This is a genomic window from Thermoactinomyces sp. CICC 10523, from assembly GCF_016055105.1.
Lineage (GTDB): Bacteria > Bacillota > Bacilli > Thermoactinomycetales > Thermoactinomycetaceae > Thermoactinomyces_A > Thermoactinomyces_A daqus.
Window position 1 is genome coordinate 460,222 of the sequence record NZ_JAECVX010000001.1, and the last position, 16,530, is coordinate 476,751.

General features: G+C 53.1%; 15 protein-coding genes. All 15 read right to left on the bottom strand.

The window, feature by feature from the left end; all coding sequences use genetic code 11:
- Nucleotides 1-99: 99 nt before the first annotated feature.
- The gene (larC, locus tag I8U19_RS02315; protein ID WP_198055067.1) at nt 100-1,305 is read right to left on the bottom strand and encodes a nickel pincer cofactor biosynthesis protein LarC; all 1,206 of its coding nucleotides are present in this window, start codon (nt 1,303-1,305) and stop codon (nt 100-102) included.
- Nucleotides 1,302-1,982: a nickel pincer cofactor biosynthesis protein LarB gene (gene larB / locus I8U19_RS02320; RefSeq protein WP_033099280.1), complete on the bottom strand. Its 681-nt coding sequence runs from the start codon at nt 1,980-1,982 to the stop codon at nt 1,302-1,304. The genes larC and larB overlap by 4 nt, the downstream gene beginning before the upstream one ends.
- A gap of 17 nt (nt 1,983-1,999) precedes the next feature.
- Nucleotides 2,000-2,809 (bottom strand): ATP-dependent sacrificial sulfur transferase LarE, encoded by an 810-nt coding sequence (gene larE / locus I8U19_RS02325; RefSeq protein WP_198055068.1) that lies wholly within the window; start codon nt 2,807-2,809, stop codon nt 2,000-2,002.
- Between the two features lie 77 nt (nt 2,810-2,886).
- Nucleotides 2,887-4,350: an alpha-ketoglutaric semialdehyde dehydrogenase GucD gene (gene gucD, locus I8U19_RS02330; RefSeq protein WP_198055069.1), complete on the bottom strand. Its 1,464-nt coding sequence runs from the start codon at nt 4,348-4,350 to the stop codon at nt 2,887-2,889.
- A 30-nt stretch (nt 4,351-4,380) separates the two neighbouring features.
- A complete protein-coding gene (locus I8U19_RS02335; RefSeq protein WP_370589751.1) occupies nt 4,381-5,583 on the bottom strand; it encodes a UxaA family hydrolase in 1,203 nt (400 codons plus the stop codon).
- Nucleotides 5,534-5,842 (bottom strand): UxaA family hydrolase, encoded by a 309-nt coding sequence (locus I8U19_RS02340; protein ID WP_033099282.1) that lies wholly within the window; start codon nt 5,840-5,842, stop codon nt 5,534-5,536. The genes I8U19_RS02335 and I8U19_RS02340 overlap by 50 nt, the downstream gene beginning before the upstream one ends.
- Before the next feature lie 15 nt (nt 5,843-5,857).
- Complete coding sequence (locus tag I8U19_RS02345) at nt 5,858-6,739, bottom strand: fumarylacetoacetate hydrolase family protein (RefSeq protein ID WP_198055070.1); 882 nt, start codon at nt 6,737-6,739, stop codon at nt 5,858-5,860.
- 157 nt (nt 6,740-6,896) lie between these two features.
- Nucleotides 6,897-7,658, bottom strand: coding sequence for an IclR family transcriptional regulator (locus tag I8U19_RS02350; RefSeq protein ID WP_033099284.1), 762 nt, complete (start codon nt 7,656-7,658; stop codon nt 6,897-6,899).
- Nucleotides 7,659-7,677: 19 nt separating this feature from the next.
- Nucleotides 7,678-9,897, bottom strand: a complete 2,220-nt coding sequence (locus I8U19_RS02355; protein WP_198055071.1) for a dihydroxy-acid dehydratase domain-containing protein — start codon at nt 9,895-9,897, stop codon at nt 7,678-7,680.
- The gene (locus I8U19_RS02360) at nt 9,894-11,156 is read right to left on the bottom strand and encodes a nickel pincer cofactor-dependent isomerase, group 22 (RefSeq protein ID WP_198055072.1); all 1,263 of its coding nucleotides are present in this window, start codon (nt 11,154-11,156) and stop codon (nt 9,894-9,896) included. The genes I8U19_RS02355 and I8U19_RS02360 overlap by 4 nt, the downstream gene beginning before the upstream one ends.
- 24 nt (nt 11,157-11,180) lie before the next feature.
- The gene (locus I8U19_RS02365; RefSeq protein ID WP_033099287.1) at nt 11,181-12,188 is read right to left on the bottom strand and encodes a C-terminal binding protein; all 1,008 of its coding nucleotides are present in this window, start codon (nt 12,186-12,188) and stop codon (nt 11,181-11,183) included.
- 218 nt (nt 12,189-12,406) lie between these two features.
- Nucleotides 12,407-13,732: an MFS transporter gene (locus I8U19_RS02370; RefSeq protein WP_232336304.1), complete on the bottom strand. Its 1,326-nt coding sequence runs from the start codon at nt 13,730-13,732 to the stop codon at nt 12,407-12,409.
- Between the two features lie 123 nt (nt 13,733-13,855).
- Nucleotides 13,856-14,704 (bottom strand): fumarylacetoacetate hydrolase family protein, encoded by an 849-nt coding sequence (locus tag I8U19_RS02375; protein WP_198055073.1) that lies wholly within the window; start codon nt 14,702-14,704, stop codon nt 13,856-13,858.
- 44 nt (nt 14,705-14,748) lie between these two features.
- Nucleotides 14,749-15,519: an SDR family NAD(P)-dependent oxidoreductase gene (locus I8U19_RS02380; protein ID WP_033099289.1), complete on the bottom strand. Its 771-nt coding sequence runs from the start codon at nt 15,517-15,519 to the stop codon at nt 14,749-14,751.
- Between the two features lies 1 nt (nt 15,520).
- Nucleotides 15,521-16,297: an IclR family transcriptional regulator gene (locus tag I8U19_RS02385; protein ID WP_033099290.1), complete on the bottom strand. Its 777-nt coding sequence runs from the start codon at nt 16,295-16,297 to the stop codon at nt 15,521-15,523.
- Between the last annotated feature and the right edge of the window lie 233 nt (nt 16,298-16,530).

Here is a 16,530-nt window from a genome sequence, read left to right on the forward strand (position 1 = left end):
ATTATACACTTTAATGTCAAGCTTCATGTAAAGAGCCACAGGTTTCCTCCGATCATTGAAATCCTGCGGCTCTTGCAAAGCTCTCCCGTTTATATTCCGCTATGCCCGCTCCTTATCGTGCACGCAGCGGATCACCGTTTCGTACACCTCCTGGAACGGAACCCCTTTTTCCCGCGCGATTCGGGCCACCTCTTCGTATTCCGGCATCTGCCGAATGGCCGTTCCATCCCGGTATGCCCGCTTGACGGCAATCGTTCCATAGGGGGTCTCCACCCTGTCGGTCTCCCGCCTGAGAATCGATCTCGTCCACCTCGTTCGCCGCACGCCGAGAGTTGTCGTTTCCCTGAGCAGGACGTCTTCACAACGTTCGGCCAAATGCTCCGGCGCCAAAACAGTAATCAACGTTCCTGGACGATTTTTTTTCATATAAACCGGCGTATAAAACACATCGAGCGCCCCGGCGCGAAACAGTTGGTCCATCGCATAACCAAGAGCTTCACCGCTCATGTCATCCACTTGGGTTTCCAGAACGGCGATCGTTTCCCTTTGCCTGTCATACTCCTTTTTTTCTTCACCATCTTTTATGAGAAGCGCCCGTAACACATTCGGATGATCGAAATCCTTCTCCCCTGCACCGTACCCGATCTTCTCTATGGTAAAGCCTCCAATCGGCCTGAACTCGCTGACGAGCGCTTTCAAAATCCCGGCGCCCGTCGGGGTCGTCAATTCTCCATTCACATGGAGAGAAGCCAGCGGGATCCCTGTCAAAAGCTCCGCTGTGGCCGGTGCCGGAATCGGATACAAACCATGGGCCATCTGCACTTTTCCGCTTCCGACCGGCACTTCAGAGGCGAAAATTTGTTCAATCCCCAGGTTTTCCAAAGCTAAACAAGTTCCGATGATATCGATGATCGAATCCATCGCCCCTACTTCGTGAAAATGCACTTTCTCCGGCGAAATCCCGTGAATTTTCCCTTCGGCTTCAGCGATCAGCGAAAAAATCGAGCGGCTCCTTTCTTTAACGCGGGACGGCAGCTCACTTTGCTCGATCATCGCCAGAATATCGGCAGCATGGCGATGGGCGTGATGACGGGAATGATGAGGTTGCGGTTCAACGTGGAGGCAGAGTTGTTTGGCTGAAATGCCCCGTTTTACCACCTGTTTGATCTGCATGAAAAAAGGATCGAGCGGAAGTTTTTTCAAATGTTTTTCGATATAACCGGGGTCGGCCCCCAAATCGATCAGGGCGGCCAATGTCATATCACCCGCAATGCCGGATATACAATCGAGATATAATGTGCTCATTTGCCGACAGCCTCCTGCACCAATTGTTGAATCATCACCGCGGCATAACCCGCACCGAATCCATTATCGATATTCACCACTGTTACTCCGGCGGTGCAAGAAGTCAGCATGGAGAACAGCGGGGTCAACCCGGAAAAATGCGCCCCGTAGCCTACCGAGGTGGGAACGGCAATGACCGGGCGTCTGGTCAGCCCGCCGACGACGCTTGCCAGTGCCCCTTCCATTCCGGCGACCACAATAACGACCCGGGCCTCTCTCAGTTGTTCCCTGAAGGCGAGCAAACGGTCGATGCCGGCTACTCCCACATCATAGATCCGCTCCACTTCGCACCCCATCCATTGTGCTGTTCCCGCCGCTTCTTCCGCGACCGGCAAATCCGACGTCCCCGCGCAGACTACGGCCACCGTGCCTGCATAACGCCGAGGCGACTCCCCGCATGTCAGCAGGCGTGAAACAGGATCATACACCGCCTCGGGAAACTGATCTTTGACAAGCGCTGCCATCGCTTTCGTCGCCCGTGTGGCCATCGCCCGGTTGTGTGCCTTCATCAACTCGGCAAAGATCGCGGCAACCTGCTTCTCCGTTTTTCCTTGCCCGAAGATCACTTCCGGATAACCCGTTCTCTTTTCACGGTCAATATCGAGCTTGCAAAAACCGATATCCTTAAAAGTGTCCATGACCTGTCCCCCAAGGATCATTTTGCCGTTTTCAGGGTTTCATTCATTGAGCCGGAGCGGTATCCTTGCAAATCCAGGGTTACGTAAGTGAACCCCTCCGCTTTCAAAACCGCGGTAATCCGCTCGGAAAGGGCCAGAACTTTGGCGAATTCCCCGGGCGGAACCTCGATCCGGGCGATCGTATCATGATGGCGAATCCGCAAGGTGCGAAAACCCATCTCGCGCAGGGCTTGTTCCCCCCGGTCCAGCTGCCGCACCTTTTCCAGCGTAATCGGATCACCGTAGGGAATGCGGGAGGACAGACAGGCAAAAGATGGTTTGTCCCAGTTTGGCAAGCCCATTTCCCGCGCCAGTTCGCGCAGCTCTTTTTTATAGATTTTCGCTTCTTGCAGCACACTGCGCACTTCATATTCTTTCGCCGCTTTTCTTCCCGGCCGGTAATCCCCCAGATCATCCATATTGGCCCCGTCGAGTATCCAGGGAATATTGCGCTCTTTGGCCAGACGGGTCAAACTCCCGTACAACCCCGCCTTGCAATGGTAGCAGCGATCGGGATTGTTGGCGACAAAGTGAGGGTTTTCCATTTCGGCGATCTGAATGATTTCATGTTTTACGCCGAGCAGTTTCGCCAGGGCAACCGCTTCCTGCATTTCCCTCTCCGGAAACGTTTCCGAAGCGGCGGTGACTGCCAGCACCCGCTCCCCCAGTTCCTCGACCGCCCTTGCCAGGACAAAGGTGGAATCGATGCCCGCCGAAAAAGCGACGATCACCTGATCCATCCCGCGCAAGATCTCTCCCAACTTTTGATTTTTTTCCCGAATGTTCATCCCTCTCCCCCGCTCACGAGGCAAAGACGGAGCGTGAGGGTCATACTCACGCTGTGTCTGCCTCCAAGGTTGATTTTTTACGGTTTAATAAACACCGTTTTCACTGCGGTAAAAAATTCTTTTGCCGCCTCTCCCTGCTCTCTGGAGTGGGAGCTCGACTGCTTCATGCCGCCAAACGGCGCCTGGAGTTCAACACCGGCCGACTCCGCGTTCACCCGCACCAGACCGGCTTCCATCTCCTCGATAAAGGTGAAGGCATTGGATACGTCCTTGGTAAAGATCGAAGCGCTCAGGCCATAGTCGGAGTTATTGGCGATCTCAATCGCTTCTTCCAAACTGTCCACTTTCATCAGGGCCAAAACCGGACCGAAAATTTCTTCCTGAGCCAGAAGCGAATGGGGGTTCACATTTTCAAAAACAGTCGGTTCCACGTAAAAGCCGTTGCGGAAACGCTCTCCCTGCGGCACTTTCCCTCCGCAGAGCAAAACAGCTCCATCTTCCAGCCCTTTTTGCACATAATATTGGAATTTCTCCTGTTGCTTTTTATTGGCGCACGGCCCCATCCATGTGCCATCCTCCAGGCCGTTTCCCACCTTTAACTCGCTCACTCTCGCCAGCAGTTTCTCCTTGAACTGGTCGTAAACGGCGCTTTCAACAATCACCCGGCTGGTGGCCGTGCATTTTTGACCGGTCGAACGCAAGCCTCCGCTGACCGTCGCTTCAACCGCCAGATCGAGATCGGCATCTTTCAGGACAATCACCGGATTTTTGCCGCCCATCTCCAGCTGGTACTTCGCCCCGCGCGCCAGAGCAATCTGACCGACCAGTTTTCCCACCTGTCCCGAACCGGTAAAAGTAACTCCGTCGACCTGCGGATGTTCGGCGATCCCCTGTCCAACCGTTCCGTCGCCCATCACGAGATTCACCACGCCTGCCGGCAGGCCCGCTTCAGCAAAACACTCGACCACTTTGGCCGCCGTGACCGCTGTTTCCGGAGCCGGCTTAAAGACCACAGTATTGCCGTAAATCAGCGCCGGCGCTATCTTCCAGATCGGGATGGCAACCGGAAAGTTCCACGGCGTGATCACACCGACTACCCCGAGCGGGAACCGCTTTGTAAACATGAAGGCATTTGCTTCGGAAGATGGAATCACATCCCCCGTTTTTCTCATTCCCTCCCCGGCATAATAGCGCAGGATGGCTACACCTCTGGTGGTTTCTCCCTTGGCTTCCGGCAGTGTTTTGCCCATCTCCCGCGTCATCGTTTCCGCGATCTCATCCAGGCGTTTTTCCAATATGTCCGCCGTTTTGTACAGATAGTTTCCCCGGGTGGCCCCGGACAATTTGCGCCAGGTTTTCTGCGCCGATCTGGCCGCGGCCACCGCCCGGTTCAAATCTTCAATCCCCGATTTTTGCACATAGCCGACAACTTCTTCAATATTGGCCGGATTAATGCTTTTTTCCAACTCACCGGTCGACGCAGACCGCCATTCTCCGTTTACATAGTTTAGGTACGTGCGTGCGTTTTTTTGATCCACCATGTTTTCTTTCCTCCCTGCGGGCATCCGTTTTCAGAATGTGGGTCCGATCCGCCAAATTCCAAAGTCGTGCTGTTTCAAAATTTCCGCTTTCGTCAATTTCCCGGAAGCGACTCGGATCACTTCGTCAAAGATGCGATTTCCCACGGATTCAATCGTTTCCGTGCCATCGATGATCGTTCCGGCGTTCAGGTCCATGTTGTCGCTCATCTGTTCAAATATCGGGGTGTTGGTGGCGATTTTGATCACGGGCGCAATCGGGGAGCCGGTGGGTGTGCCCCTGCCGCTGGTGAACAGGACGATTTGTGCGCCGCCGGCCACCATCCCGGTCAGCTGCTCAATATCATGGCCCGGTGTATCCATCCAGACCAACCCTTTTTTGCTTGGGATCTCCGCATAATCAACCAGTTGCTGAAGTGTCCGGGAACCTGCTTTGGCAGCGGCCCCGAGCGATTTTTCCTCCAGGGTGGTAAGTCCTCCCCTGATATTGCCCGGGCTGGGGTTTCCCGTCCGAATGTCCACCCCCATCGCAAAAGCACGGCTTTCCATCGCCTGGATCACTTCGTAAACGCGTTTCTTCACTTTGTCGTCAGCGGCCCGCTCCGCCAGCAGGTGTTCGGCCCCGATCAACTCCGTCGTTTCCGCCAAAATGGCCGTTCCCCCGTGATCGGCGATCAAATCGCTGACAACGCCCACCGCCGGGTTGGCCGAAATTCCGGAACAGGCATCCGATCCCCCGCACTCCGTCCCGACAATCAATTCACTTAATCGGAGGGGTTCCCGATGCAAAGCAGACGCATCCTGCACCATTTTTGCGGCGATTTTTGCTCCCTGCGCGATTGCATCCAAAGTGCTGCCGTGATCCTGGATGGAAACGACTTCAACCGGTTTTCCGCTTTTGGCGATATCCTGGGCAATTTTCCGTGCCTGATGGGTTTCACAACCGAGCCCCAACACGACCACTCCGTAGACATTTGGATTTTTACCCAAACCAGCATAAGTGCGAAAGGTTTGTTCATAATCGGCTCCCACCTGGGCACAACCGTGCTGGTGGATAAACGTCACCGTTCCCTGAACCAGCTCCGTGATCCGGTAAGCCGTCTGGGTGGCACATGTAATCGTCGGGAGGATCAACACATGATTGCGCACGCCTGCTTTTCCGTCCGGACGCCGATAGCCCCAAAATTCAGTTTGCATGGCCCATCCGATCCCCTCTCCCTCTTTTTCCTTCCACATTGTGGACATGCACATGTTCCCCGGCGGCAATCTCTGTGACGGCCGCTCCGATCACTTCGCCGTATTTGATCACATCTCCGCCGGCCGGAATCGCCCTGACGGCAAATTTGTGGCCAAACTCGATATCGCTCACAAGCTTTACCGTGACGCTCCAATCCCAGCATTGCACCTGAATCACCGTTCCTTTGGGAATGTTGCTCAATGCAACGGCAACATTATCCTGAGGCTTCATCATGACGGTTTTGTAAGCCGTTCCCATCGCCACGCCTCCTTTTTAACCGGCTGATCTCTTCACCGGATTGGAAAGTACGCCGATCCCGGAGATTTCAATCTCAATCCGGTCCCCGTCCGCCAAGGTAAAATCATCGGGCGGGACAATGCTGGTTCCCGTCAGCAGAACCGTTCCGTCAAAGATTTCATTATCCCTTTTCAAATAATCGACCAGCTCGGCAAATTTCCGTTTCAATTGGCTCGTATTGGCCGACCCTTCGACCACTTTTTGCCCGTTCCGGTAAATGCGGCAGGTAATTTCCATCCGGTAAGGATCCTCAACCGCTTCAGCCAACAAAACAGCGGGGCCCAGGGAACAGGAATGGCGCCAGATCTTCGCCTGAGGGAGATAGAGCGGATTTTCGCCTTCAATATCCCGGCAGCTCATATCGTTGCCGATTGTATAGCCAATAATCTCTCCTTTATGGTTAAGGACGAGACCCAGTTCCGGTTCAGGAATTTGCCAGTTGGAATCTCCCCGCAGATAAACCGGCTGATTCGGCCCCACCGTGCGCCTGGCGGTCGACTTGAAGAAGATTTCCGGCCGGACTGCATCGTACACTTTATCGTAAAAGGTGGTCTGATCCATTTTTCCGCCGGTTGCTTCATAGTTGCGGGCTTCTTTGCTCCGCTCATAGGTTACCCCTGCCGCCCAGACTTCCGGCGCATCCAGCGGCGTGATCAACTGGAGGCTTTCCAGATCCCGGGGCAAGGGAGCAGCTTTTTCAATCGAGTTCAAAATCAGACGCAGCGGAGTGGTTTGCTTTGCTTCCGCTTGATTGACCAGCTCGAGAAATCCGGCAAAGGGAAGCGGATAAACGCTGTCTTCCTCGGTTACTGCAGCGAGGACAGGAAGGGAATTCTCCAAAAATCGAATCACTCTCATGGTGCACAACTCCTTGGACAGGTGATGGCATTGCTGTCAATGGTCGTCACAGGACGGGCCGCGGAGCCCCTTTTCCCCTCTGAGGGACTCCACTCCCTCCTGTTTTGCTTCACACTTTCATTCCGGGGGTATGACAATAAGACATGAAATTTTCCGTTCAGCAAAATCCGTAACCCATTTGTTCGGAAATCTTGCCGGCTGCGCTTTTCAAGCAATCCACGATTTGTTCGTCCGTTCCGTCATCGTGGGCCGAAACCGGAGTGGAGACGCTGATTGCCGCGATCACCTGTCTGGTGTGATCCCGGACGGGCACGGCCATGCATCTTACCCCGCGCTCATTTTCCTGATCATCCACGGCGTACCCTTTTTTGCGGACAGCGGCCAGCTCATTCAGAAATTCCGCTTCACAGGTAATGGTATTGGGCGTTTGCCGGGTATAAACATAGCCGTTGAGAATTTCCGCCAATTCCTGCTCTTGCTTGAAGGCGACCAGAACCTTCCCGACCGCGCTGGAATGAATGGGAACGCGGCGGCCGATGCGGGAGTACATGATCACTCCCGATGCCCCTTCGACTTTGTCAATATAAACCCCTTCCTTCCCGTCCAGAATGACCAGATGAACGGTGAGTCCCGTTTTCAGCGATAATTCCATCAGAAATTTCTTGGCGATATTGCGGAGATCCATCCCTTGCGAAACGAGATTTCCCCGCTCCATCAATTTAAGGCCAAGCCTGTATTTTCCGCTGTCCGGGTCTTGAATGATGTATCCGCGCGACTGAAGCGTTTTGAGCAAAGAATGAACCGTGCTTTTATGAAGACCGAGGCGCCTGCTGATTTCAGTGATTTTCAATTCGGTTTCGTATTCATCAAAGAGATCCAAAATTTGCAATGCGCGATCCACAGCCTGAATGATGGGCATAAGCACATTCACATCCAAATCAATTGTTCAGTTTTTTTGAAAGAAACAGGACATCCGTCCGGTAGTCGTGTTCAGCTTCTTCTGCTACGGAGACGGGGACGACTCCATACGCGGCATCGGTATGCGCGGACATCCGGTTGCTGGTGGCCACCAAACGCTGTCGTTGCCTGAGTCTCACCCGTCTTTCTTCCCCCAATTGCCGGCGCTCCTTTGGAACAGAATCGAAAGCGAACGAAATTCGTCCCTCCATCAACGCGTCCGGATCGATAAATTGAATCTGCCTTCCACGTAAATCAAGGTAGAGAAGGTCGCCGGTTTGCAGGTAAAGAATCCCACCTCCTTCAAGCGCTTCCGGTGTCATGTGACCGATGGCTGCACCATAGGTAACCCCGGAGTACCGGCCGTCGCTGATCAGCGTGACCAGCTTTTTCAACCGGCGGTTGGCGTTTATGTGCTGCATCGGGGTAAACATCTCCGGCATACCAAAGGCGACCGGACCCTGCCCGGCTATGACGATGGCGATTTTCAGAATCGCTTTATCAACCATGCGCGCAAACAGCTGATCATAGTCAAGCTCCGCGCAGCGATCGTACTCGCCCGGTGCATTCTGTTTCAATACCGCCAGCAGCCGCTCACGGGAAAACAGCCGTCCCTCGCAAATCCGCTCCAGCAACCGGGGGTCGAGCAAACTGCGGTTGGCATCGTCTTCATTTTCATAATAGAGAACAAAGGCCGCTTTGCAGTCAAATTCATCCAATTGGCTGCCGGTCATCCCGCTGATTTTCACTACAGCGCTTTCAAAAAAGTTTCCTTTCAGAACATCGACCCCGCTGAAAGAACGGCGCGGTTTGGAAAGGATGACGGGATTGTCGCTGACATTTGCCGCGGGGAGGCGATCATTGTCTTTCAAACGCTCTCTCCAGCTTGTTCCGGTAACCGTGGGGGCGTCCAGATCCATCGGAACCCCGTTTTGCACCAGTTCATAAAACAGCGTTTCCATCCCGCGGATGCGTCCGCTGCAACACTGCATCGCCAGCGCGAAAATGTCTCTGCCTTCGGTCAGGCTGTAGTCGAATAAATCGGGAACCGGCACTTCCTGGTGAATGTGATTGAGATCCCATAAACTGAAACGATAGCCTCCGTAAAGCATGGCCGCAACCAAATGCATCATCAGGTTGGTTGAACCTCCGGAGGCGCTGTGAATACGAATCGCATTGCGGATATTGGCTCCCACGAGGTTAGCCACCCCGAAAGCCGGCTGATTGATCATGAGAGCCAACGCGTCAATCGCCTGATTGATCTTGTCCTGCCCGGGCGGTCCCGTCAATTGCTCGACCGCCGGATGGACTAGTCCCAGCCCGGCGACGAGGTGGCGTGAACTGTTTCCCGTACCGTTGAAGGCACAGATGCCCCCTTTGCTGTCACAGGTGTTCACAGCGAGTCGTTTCTCAAACTCCTTATGCTTCGCTTCCGAGATGATCCCCTTCTCCCTCGCTCGCAAAAAAATCCCCTGAAACGCCGTATTGGTGGTACATTGCAATATATAAGCCATCGTATCGCGCAAATCATCGGCAATATCCCGGGCCCCCGCTTTCTCGGCATCTTCTGTCAACCGCTCCAGCTCCGTCCGCAAATCGTCCGGAATCGTCCCGCCTTTCAAGACATGGGCCGGAGCAAAAGTGGCAAAAAACGGCGCTTCCCCGCGATTACGACGGAGGCGGTCGATATGGGCCAGGGCGCTGACGACACCGAGCGGCTGTTTGTCGCATCCCTGAATCACAAAAGCTCCGTGATAGCTGTGGGCTTCCAGTTGATTCACCACCATTTGCGCCACGGCATTCCGGCTTTGCAGGGAATAACTCATCCCGTAATTGCTTTGGGCTGTCCCGTCGCAGAGGACTGGCGTGGAAAAATAAAAGGGAATTCCGCCGTTTTGCCAAATGCGGATTGCTGCCAGCGCGGAGGTTTGGTAATCCATGATATGAGCCGGATGGTCGCTTGAACCGCCGATAATGGCGATGCGTGGCGCGTTCTCTTCCAGGCGGTCGTAAATTTCCTCCAACGTCCAGTCCGGCATCGTTCCCTCATACGAAGGGCCGAGAATCTGTTTGGCCCGATCCAGCAAAGCGGCCACAGTAATCGGCTCATTCGCCTTTCCCTGTACATTGTCCCGGTAAGGATTACTGTCGGCCTCTATTTTGGAAAACAACGGCAACCGGTTTCCCTCCCTGAAGTTCATGATCCGTCCAGTTGACTTTGAAGCGGTACGGGATCAGACAGAATATCAATCTCCGCCCGCTCTCGCGCCTCGTCAATCAATCCTTCGGAGATCCAAATCTCTTTCAGTTCCAATGTGTTTTTAATGCGGACAACGCGAACGTGATTCAGATCAAACGCGTTGCATGTCTTGATCGCCGCTTTGACCGCCAATTCTTCCGTTTCGAGAAACATCGGCATTTTCACTGTTTTCACGACCGTGCTTGTCAGGGCATTTGCGTATCCCTTCACCCAGTCAATCGCATCGAATACTTTTTTTGTGGTGATATCCGCAAGCCCGATGCCGTTGGCATTGCCGTGGGTCCGTTCAGTCAGATCCAAAACGACAATCCGCTTCACCTCGGGGCCGCCGCTGGCATAAGGAGTCGGATATCGCCCGGTGATATTGGGATCCATGCCGTCACCGGAAATGTCTTTGCCGATCTCATCGACGATCAGCACATCGATCGGATCAAACAGGATTTTGGGCATGAGCGCCTTTGCTTCGAGCAACAAACCCGGCTCCGTCTCTTCAAACTTCTCTCCGGGAACGGCGACGATTTTGGCCGGCCGGTCATACGCGTTTTCAATGGTGGCCAGCCCGAACAGCACCGGCACTTTTTTCAGAATTTCTCTCGCCATCGTCGGCACATGCTCGGCCATATACTTGAAGCCATAGGCATGTGCGGCTTCAGCCCCTTTTTGTTTTCCCAGGCCGATGGTGAGCATTTTCATCAATCCGCTTTCAACCGGGCCGCGAAAGGCGGTATGCGGTTTGATCCGGTTAATGACCACCACTTGCTCCGCCCCGTATGCATATTTGTCAATATAGATAGGAAGGCCGTTTGCCAATTTGCCAATTTCCACCACTTCCATACTGGAATGAATCGGCGCTCCGACGGATGGTTCGGTCACCCCCAACTGTTTCAGCACGTCAATCTGCCCTTCGGCAGTTGCTCCGCCATGGCTCCCCATCGCCGGGACGATGAAAGGCCGGCCCCCAACCGACTTGATTGCGGCGGCCACTTCTCTCACCAAGATGGGAAGGTCGGCAATTCCCCGGCTTCCGACGGCGATGGCCACCCGGTTGCCCGGAGCGATTTTCGTTAAGACGCCGGCTTCCTTGATCGTTTTTTGCACAGCCCCGGCCACGTCCACAACCTCGGGAGCGGGAAAATTTTGACGGACCCTCACCATCTTGGGAAGAGGATAGGGCCGGAGCAATTCCTCAATAACGTTCATGCGATCCCCTTCTTTAGTGAAGTATCAGTAAGCAAGCGCGTTCGGCTTAAGCTTGACCCGCTCTTTCACTTTCCGGTTAACCAGGTACTTTGGATACTCGCCTTTAAGCAGGACATCAGCCACGCCATGCGCCGCTTTTGAGCGCATCTCTTCCGCTGATTCCTCCGAATACCAGGCCATGTGAGGGGTAAGGGTTACTGATTTCATCGAGAGAAACGGATGGTCTGGCCGGATCGGTTCCTCCCCGGCCACATCAAGCGCTGCCCCGGCCAGGCTCCCTTCGCGCAGGGCTTCGATCAGTGCGTTTTCATCAACCACCGGACCGCGAGATGTATTGATGAGATAAGCCTCTTTTTTCATTTGCCTCAATTGCTCCCTGCCGATCAACCCTTTTGTCTCTGCCGTCAGCGGTGCATGGACGGAAACGAAATCGGACCGCCTGCACACTTCTTCGAGAGAGACCAGTGCAACACCGAGCGCTTCCGCCACCGGTTCCGGCACATAAGGATCATAAGCGATCACCCGGAGGCCGAGCGGCTTCACCTTCTCTGCCAATCTTTGCGGAATTTTGCCAAAGCCCACCAGGCCGAGCGTCCGGTTCTGCAGGCGGTAAACAGGCTGGGTCACCTTGAAATCCCACTTTCCTTGTTTCACACATGCGTCGGCCAGAGAGATTTTACGGGCTTTGTCTAAAATGAGGGCCAGCGTATGATCCGACACCTCGTCCACGCAGTAATCCGGCACATTGGCGACGCAAATGCCTCTCTCCGTTGCCGCATCGAGATCAATCGTGTTCACACCGACGCCGTAGCGGACAATCACTCTGCAGCGTTGAAGCTCACGAATCACTTTTCCGCTGATCGGCGCATATTGATTTAAGATCCCGTCGGCCTCCCGGCAAGCCCGAATCACCTCCTCCTCCGTTTTGCATTGGGCAGGAATCAATTCGATCTGTTCATGATCCAGCACTTTTTCTTCATAGCGCAGATCCTGATACTCCCAATCAGAAACGACCACTTTCCATTTGGGCAAATTCTCCACCCCATTCCGTCGTCAACGAGGATTTCTGCATTTGTTTTAGATTGTAAAACCCTGTTCTGATCCTTTCCTAAACAAAAGGGACATGACGCAATTCCTCACAATGTCCCAAAAACCCCTCATTCCCGCCTGGTTTTTACCAATAAAAAATACTTTCACCAAATTATAATATTCTATAAATTCATGTTATTATCTTTTATGATAATTGTCAATTAATTATGCGTGTCAACGCTTGCTTTTTCCTGTTGTCTGCTTTCTTTCCCCGGATCAATCGGTTCGATCTTACGGAGGCCAAACAGGTACGTGAGCGCACCGGCCATCGTAGCGGCCCCGGACACGAGCAGTGCAGGGATAAAAGAATGGGTGGTCGCAACAATCCATCCCGTAATGACTGGTCCCAAAATTCCTCCGAGATTGGACACGCAGTTTTGCAAGCCGCCAACGACCGATGTCATATTTCTCGGGGCAACATCCCCCGGCAGGGACCAGATGGCACAGGCGGCAAAAACCAGCCCGGCGTAGGAAACGGACAGCAACACAATGCACCAGACGGCGGAATCGACCAATCCGGCAAAAGCGATTGAGGTCGCCAGCAGCATTCCTCCAACGAGGTTGATTTTGCGGGCAACCGTGAGCGATACCCCTTTGGTATAAAGGTAGTCGGAAAACCATCCGCCGACCAGCTCGGCGACTAACCCCGTCAAAGGCGGAATCATCGCCACAAACCCCATCGTCAGCAATTTCATGTGACGCGCTTCGACCAGATACGTCGGAAACCAGGTAATAAAAAAATAGATCGCATAATTGAGCATGAAAAATCCGACGCACATCGCCCAGATATTGCGGTAGCGGAACAGTTGGTACCATTTGAGGGGTTGAACGCGGTCAATCCCTTCCTTTTTCACCTGTCCCTCGCGAATATAGGTGAGTTCCGCTTCGTTCACATACTTGTGCTTCTCCGGATCACGATAGTAAACCCACCAGATCGCCACCCAAACGAGCCCGATCAACCCGGATACAATGAAAGGAACTTCCCAGCCGAATTTGCTGAGCAACCATACAACCACCGGCATGGCCAGCGCCGTCCCCACTTTGGAACCGCTGTCAAAAATGGCCGAAACCCTTGCCCTTTCTTTATCCGGAAACCACTTGGCCGTAACCCCGGCATTACTCGGATAGGCACCGGCTTCACCGATTCCCATCAAAACCCTTGTCGTGATGAGCGACGCTGCGCCGCGTGTCAAAACCGTAGCCGCCGTGGCCAGCGACCACCAGGCAACCGCAACGGCCAGACTGATTCGTTGCCCCACCTTATCGGCAAACCATCCGGCCGGAATTTGAAAAAGTGCGTAAGTCCAAAAAAAGGATGACATGACAAGTCCCATCGTCTCCGCAGAAAGATGAAATTCCTTCATTAAGGTCGGCGCAGCGGCAGAGATATTGGTCCGATCCAAATAATTGATCGCAATCGCAGCCCACATCAGAATGGCTATATTCCAGCGAACCTTCGTCCTCTTCTGATTCTTGATGTTTTTCAAAGGTAAACCTCCTTGCACAAGCAGGGTTTCGGAAAGCGTTTTCCTCCGGGGCGATGTACCGACGCCACCGCGGGCGCCGCCTGACCACCTCCTTTCCTGCCGGAATCAAAATACTGAAAACCTCTATATTTCCTGCTTCATGTAATTGGTGAGCCGGCCCAGTTTGTCAATCTCGATGACCACTTCATCCCCATCTTTTAACCAAACCTGTTTTTCTTTTGGATAACCGAGAATCACTCCCTCTGGCGTACCGGTGAAAATAATGTCCCCCGGGCTCAGCGTCATATGTTGCGAGATATAGCTGACAATTTCGCGGCAGGAAAAAATCATGTCTGAGGTATTGGAGTTTTGACGGAGCTCGCCGTTTACATAAGTGCGAATTCCCAGGTTATCGGGATCTCCCACCTCGTCAGCGGTAACGAGATAGGGGCCGATGGGGCTGAATCCGTCACAACATTTGCCGAGCAGCCATTGATTTGTGCGAAATTGCAGATCGCGTGCTGAGACATCGTTGGCGGTGCAGTAACCGAAAACATAATCGAGTGCCTCCTCTTCGCTGACCCGTTTCGCCGTCTCGCCGATCACGATCGCCAGTTCAGCCTCATAATCCACCTGTTTGGAGTTGTGAGGAATGAGAATTTCATCCCGATCCGCAGCCAAGGTATTGGGGAATTTGTTAAACAAAATCGGCGTCTCCGGGATCGGCGAACCGGTTTCATCAGCATGTTTGCGGTAGTTAAGACCGACGCAAATCATTTTGCCCGGCTTCGGCAGACAAGGCCCCAAAGTTAATTCCTCTTCCTTCAGCCATTTGTCTTCCATTTCGCTTTTGGCCAATCGGTTCAGTTCCGCAAGAATAGCCTGTCCGCCGCTCACGATTTCCTCCACCGAATGCGGAACGGGAACAACGCCTTTATCCGTAACAATTCCGGTACGCAAACCTGTGCTCGTGCGGTATGTCAGCAGTTTCATCGCGCTCTCTCCTTTAGGTTTGTCCTTGAATGGATTCTGTCGGATTACGCCATTTTGCCGAAGACGACGCCGCCATCGACGTAGAGCGGTGAACCCATGATGAACCTCGATTCGTCGGAGGCGAGGAACAGAGCGGCTCTGGCCACATCTTCCGGTCTGCCCAATTCGCTGTTCAGCTGTCGCTTTTTAATTCCCTCCAACGCCTCTTCCGGATTTTCATACGAATGTTTCAAATAATCCTCGACGAACGGGGTGAGAATCGTTCCCGGCAACAGGGCATTGACACGGATCCCGTAAGGAGCGTAGTCGACTTGCATCGATTTGGTCAAAGCGAGAACCGCCCCTTTTGTTGCCGAATAAACCGCCCTTTTCATCAGACCGATCTCCGCGATGCAGGACGACATGTTGATAATGCAACCCTCTTTTCTTTGCATCATGTGCGGAATAACCGACTTGCTCGGCAGAAAAACGCCTTTGAGGTTTACATTGACAACCCGATCCCACATCTCTTCACTGGTCTCATGAACGGCTCCGACACCCGAGATCCCGGCATTGTTAAATAAAACATCGATTTGTCCATAGCGGTCAAGCGCTTTTTCCACCATCGTCTCCACTTCTGCCGCTTTGGTTACATCCGCCTGAAGAAATATCGCTTCCCCTCCCTGCCGCTGAATTTCCTCCACCGTCTTCCGGCCCTGCACGGAAATATCGTTGACAATGACCTTGGCCCCTTCCCCGGCAAACAGAAGCGCAGTCGCTTTGCCGATGCCTGAACCGGAACCGGTGATGAGCACGACCTTTCCTTTTAGCCTCAACTCAGTTTCCTCCTTCAGAAAAAAATGAGAAACCGGCATGCAGCGATAACCGCCTGGCCAGACGGATAATTTCCGCCCTGGCCCTCTCCCTTTTTTTCTCCCAGCTCGCCTCACCCATCGCGAAGCTGACGGCTGCCTCGATCCGCCCCAGCTGATTGTAAATCGGGGCCGCAACACAATAAATTCCAATGACGGCTTCCTGCTCATCACAGGCACAGCCATCTTTTTGCACCTGGCGGGTTTGCTTCCACAGCAGCTCTGAATCAATGATCGTATACGGAGTAACCGATTTCAGGCTGGCGGACGGAAACAGACGGCAAAACTGTTCACGGTTCAACCGGGATAACATCGCTTTGCCCAAAGCAGTCGCATGAGCGGGAAAACGCATTCCCGGACTTGTCACCAACTGCACCGGAGAACGCGATTCCTCTTTCGCCAGATACAGAATATGGTCATCATCCAAAACGGCGAGCTGGACCGTTTCTTTGACCCGCTCAACCGCGGCGGCCGCCTCCCGGTAAAAGACTTGCACGAGATCAAATTGCTGAAAATAAGCGGCGGCCAGCGCTCCCAGGGCAGGGCCGAGCGCATACGTCTCCTTTTTGTCTTTTTGTACCCAACCCAGCTGTTCCATCGTTCGGAGAAGCACAAACATCGAACTCTTATTCACGTGAAAACGGTTCGCCAAGTCAATCAGACGGTACTTCGACGGCTCACGGGCAAGCACTTCCAAGACGGCATGTGCCCGTTCAATGGCCGGAACCCGATACTTTGTCATTAGTTCACTCTTCTTCGTAAACAGGATTAATTGATTTATAATCCTTCATCTTAAATTTGTAAACAGTCTTGGTTTATTATATTAAACTATGTTTATATTTCATTATATAGAATATAACAAATATTTTGTACAAATACAATGATGATTCATGAGCATTCATTCACATTAACCATATAATCACTTATCATTTTAAACAAAATGTTCATTAAATAATAAATCTTCATTGATTTATG

Excerpts from the sequence above, each read along its gene's own strand:
- larC (WP_198055067.1), bottom strand. The coding sequence starts at position 1,305 with ATGAGCACATTATATCTCGATTGTATATCCGGCATTGCGGGTGATATG.
- larB (WP_033099280.1), bottom strand. The coding sequence starts at position 1,982 with ATGGACACTTTTAAGGATATCGGTTTTTGCAAGCTCGATATTGACCGT.
- larE (WP_198055068.1), bottom strand. The coding sequence starts at position 2,809 with ATGAACATTCGGGAAAAAAATCAAAAGTTGGGAGAGATCTTGCGCGGG.
- gucD (WP_198055069.1), bottom strand. The coding sequence starts at position 4,350 with ATGGTGGATCAAAAAAACGCACGCACGTACCTAAACTATGTAAACGGA.
- I8U19_RS02335 (WP_370589751.1), bottom strand. The coding sequence starts at position 5,583 with ATGTGGAAGGAAAAAGAGGGAGAGGGGATCGGATGGGCCATGCAAACT.
- I8U19_RS02340 (WP_033099282.1), bottom strand. The coding sequence starts at position 5,842 with ATGGGAACGGCTTACAAAACCGTCATGATGAAGCCTCAGGATAATGTT.
- I8U19_RS02345 (WP_198055070.1), bottom strand. The coding sequence starts at position 6,739 with ATGAGAGTGATTCGATTTTTGGAGAATTCCCTTCCTGTCCTCGCTGCA.
- I8U19_RS02350 (WP_033099284.1), bottom strand. The coding sequence starts at position 7,658 with ATGCCCATCATTCAGGCTGTGGATCGCGCATTGCAAATTTTGGATCTC.
- I8U19_RS02355 (WP_198055071.1), bottom strand. The coding sequence starts at position 9,897 with ATGAACTTCAGGGAGGGAAACCGGTTGCCGTTGTTTTCCAAAATAGAG.
- I8U19_RS02360 (WP_198055072.1), bottom strand. The coding sequence starts at position 11,156 with ATGAACGTTATTGAGGAATTGCTCCGGCCCTATCCTCTTCCCAAGATG.
- I8U19_RS02375 (WP_198055073.1), bottom strand. The coding sequence starts at position 14,704 with ATGAAACTGCTGACATACCGCACGAGCACAGGTTTGCGTACCGGAATT.
- I8U19_RS02385 (WP_033099290.1), bottom strand. The coding sequence starts at position 16,297 with ATGACAAAGTATCGGGTTCCGGCCATTGAACGGGCACATGCCGTCTTG.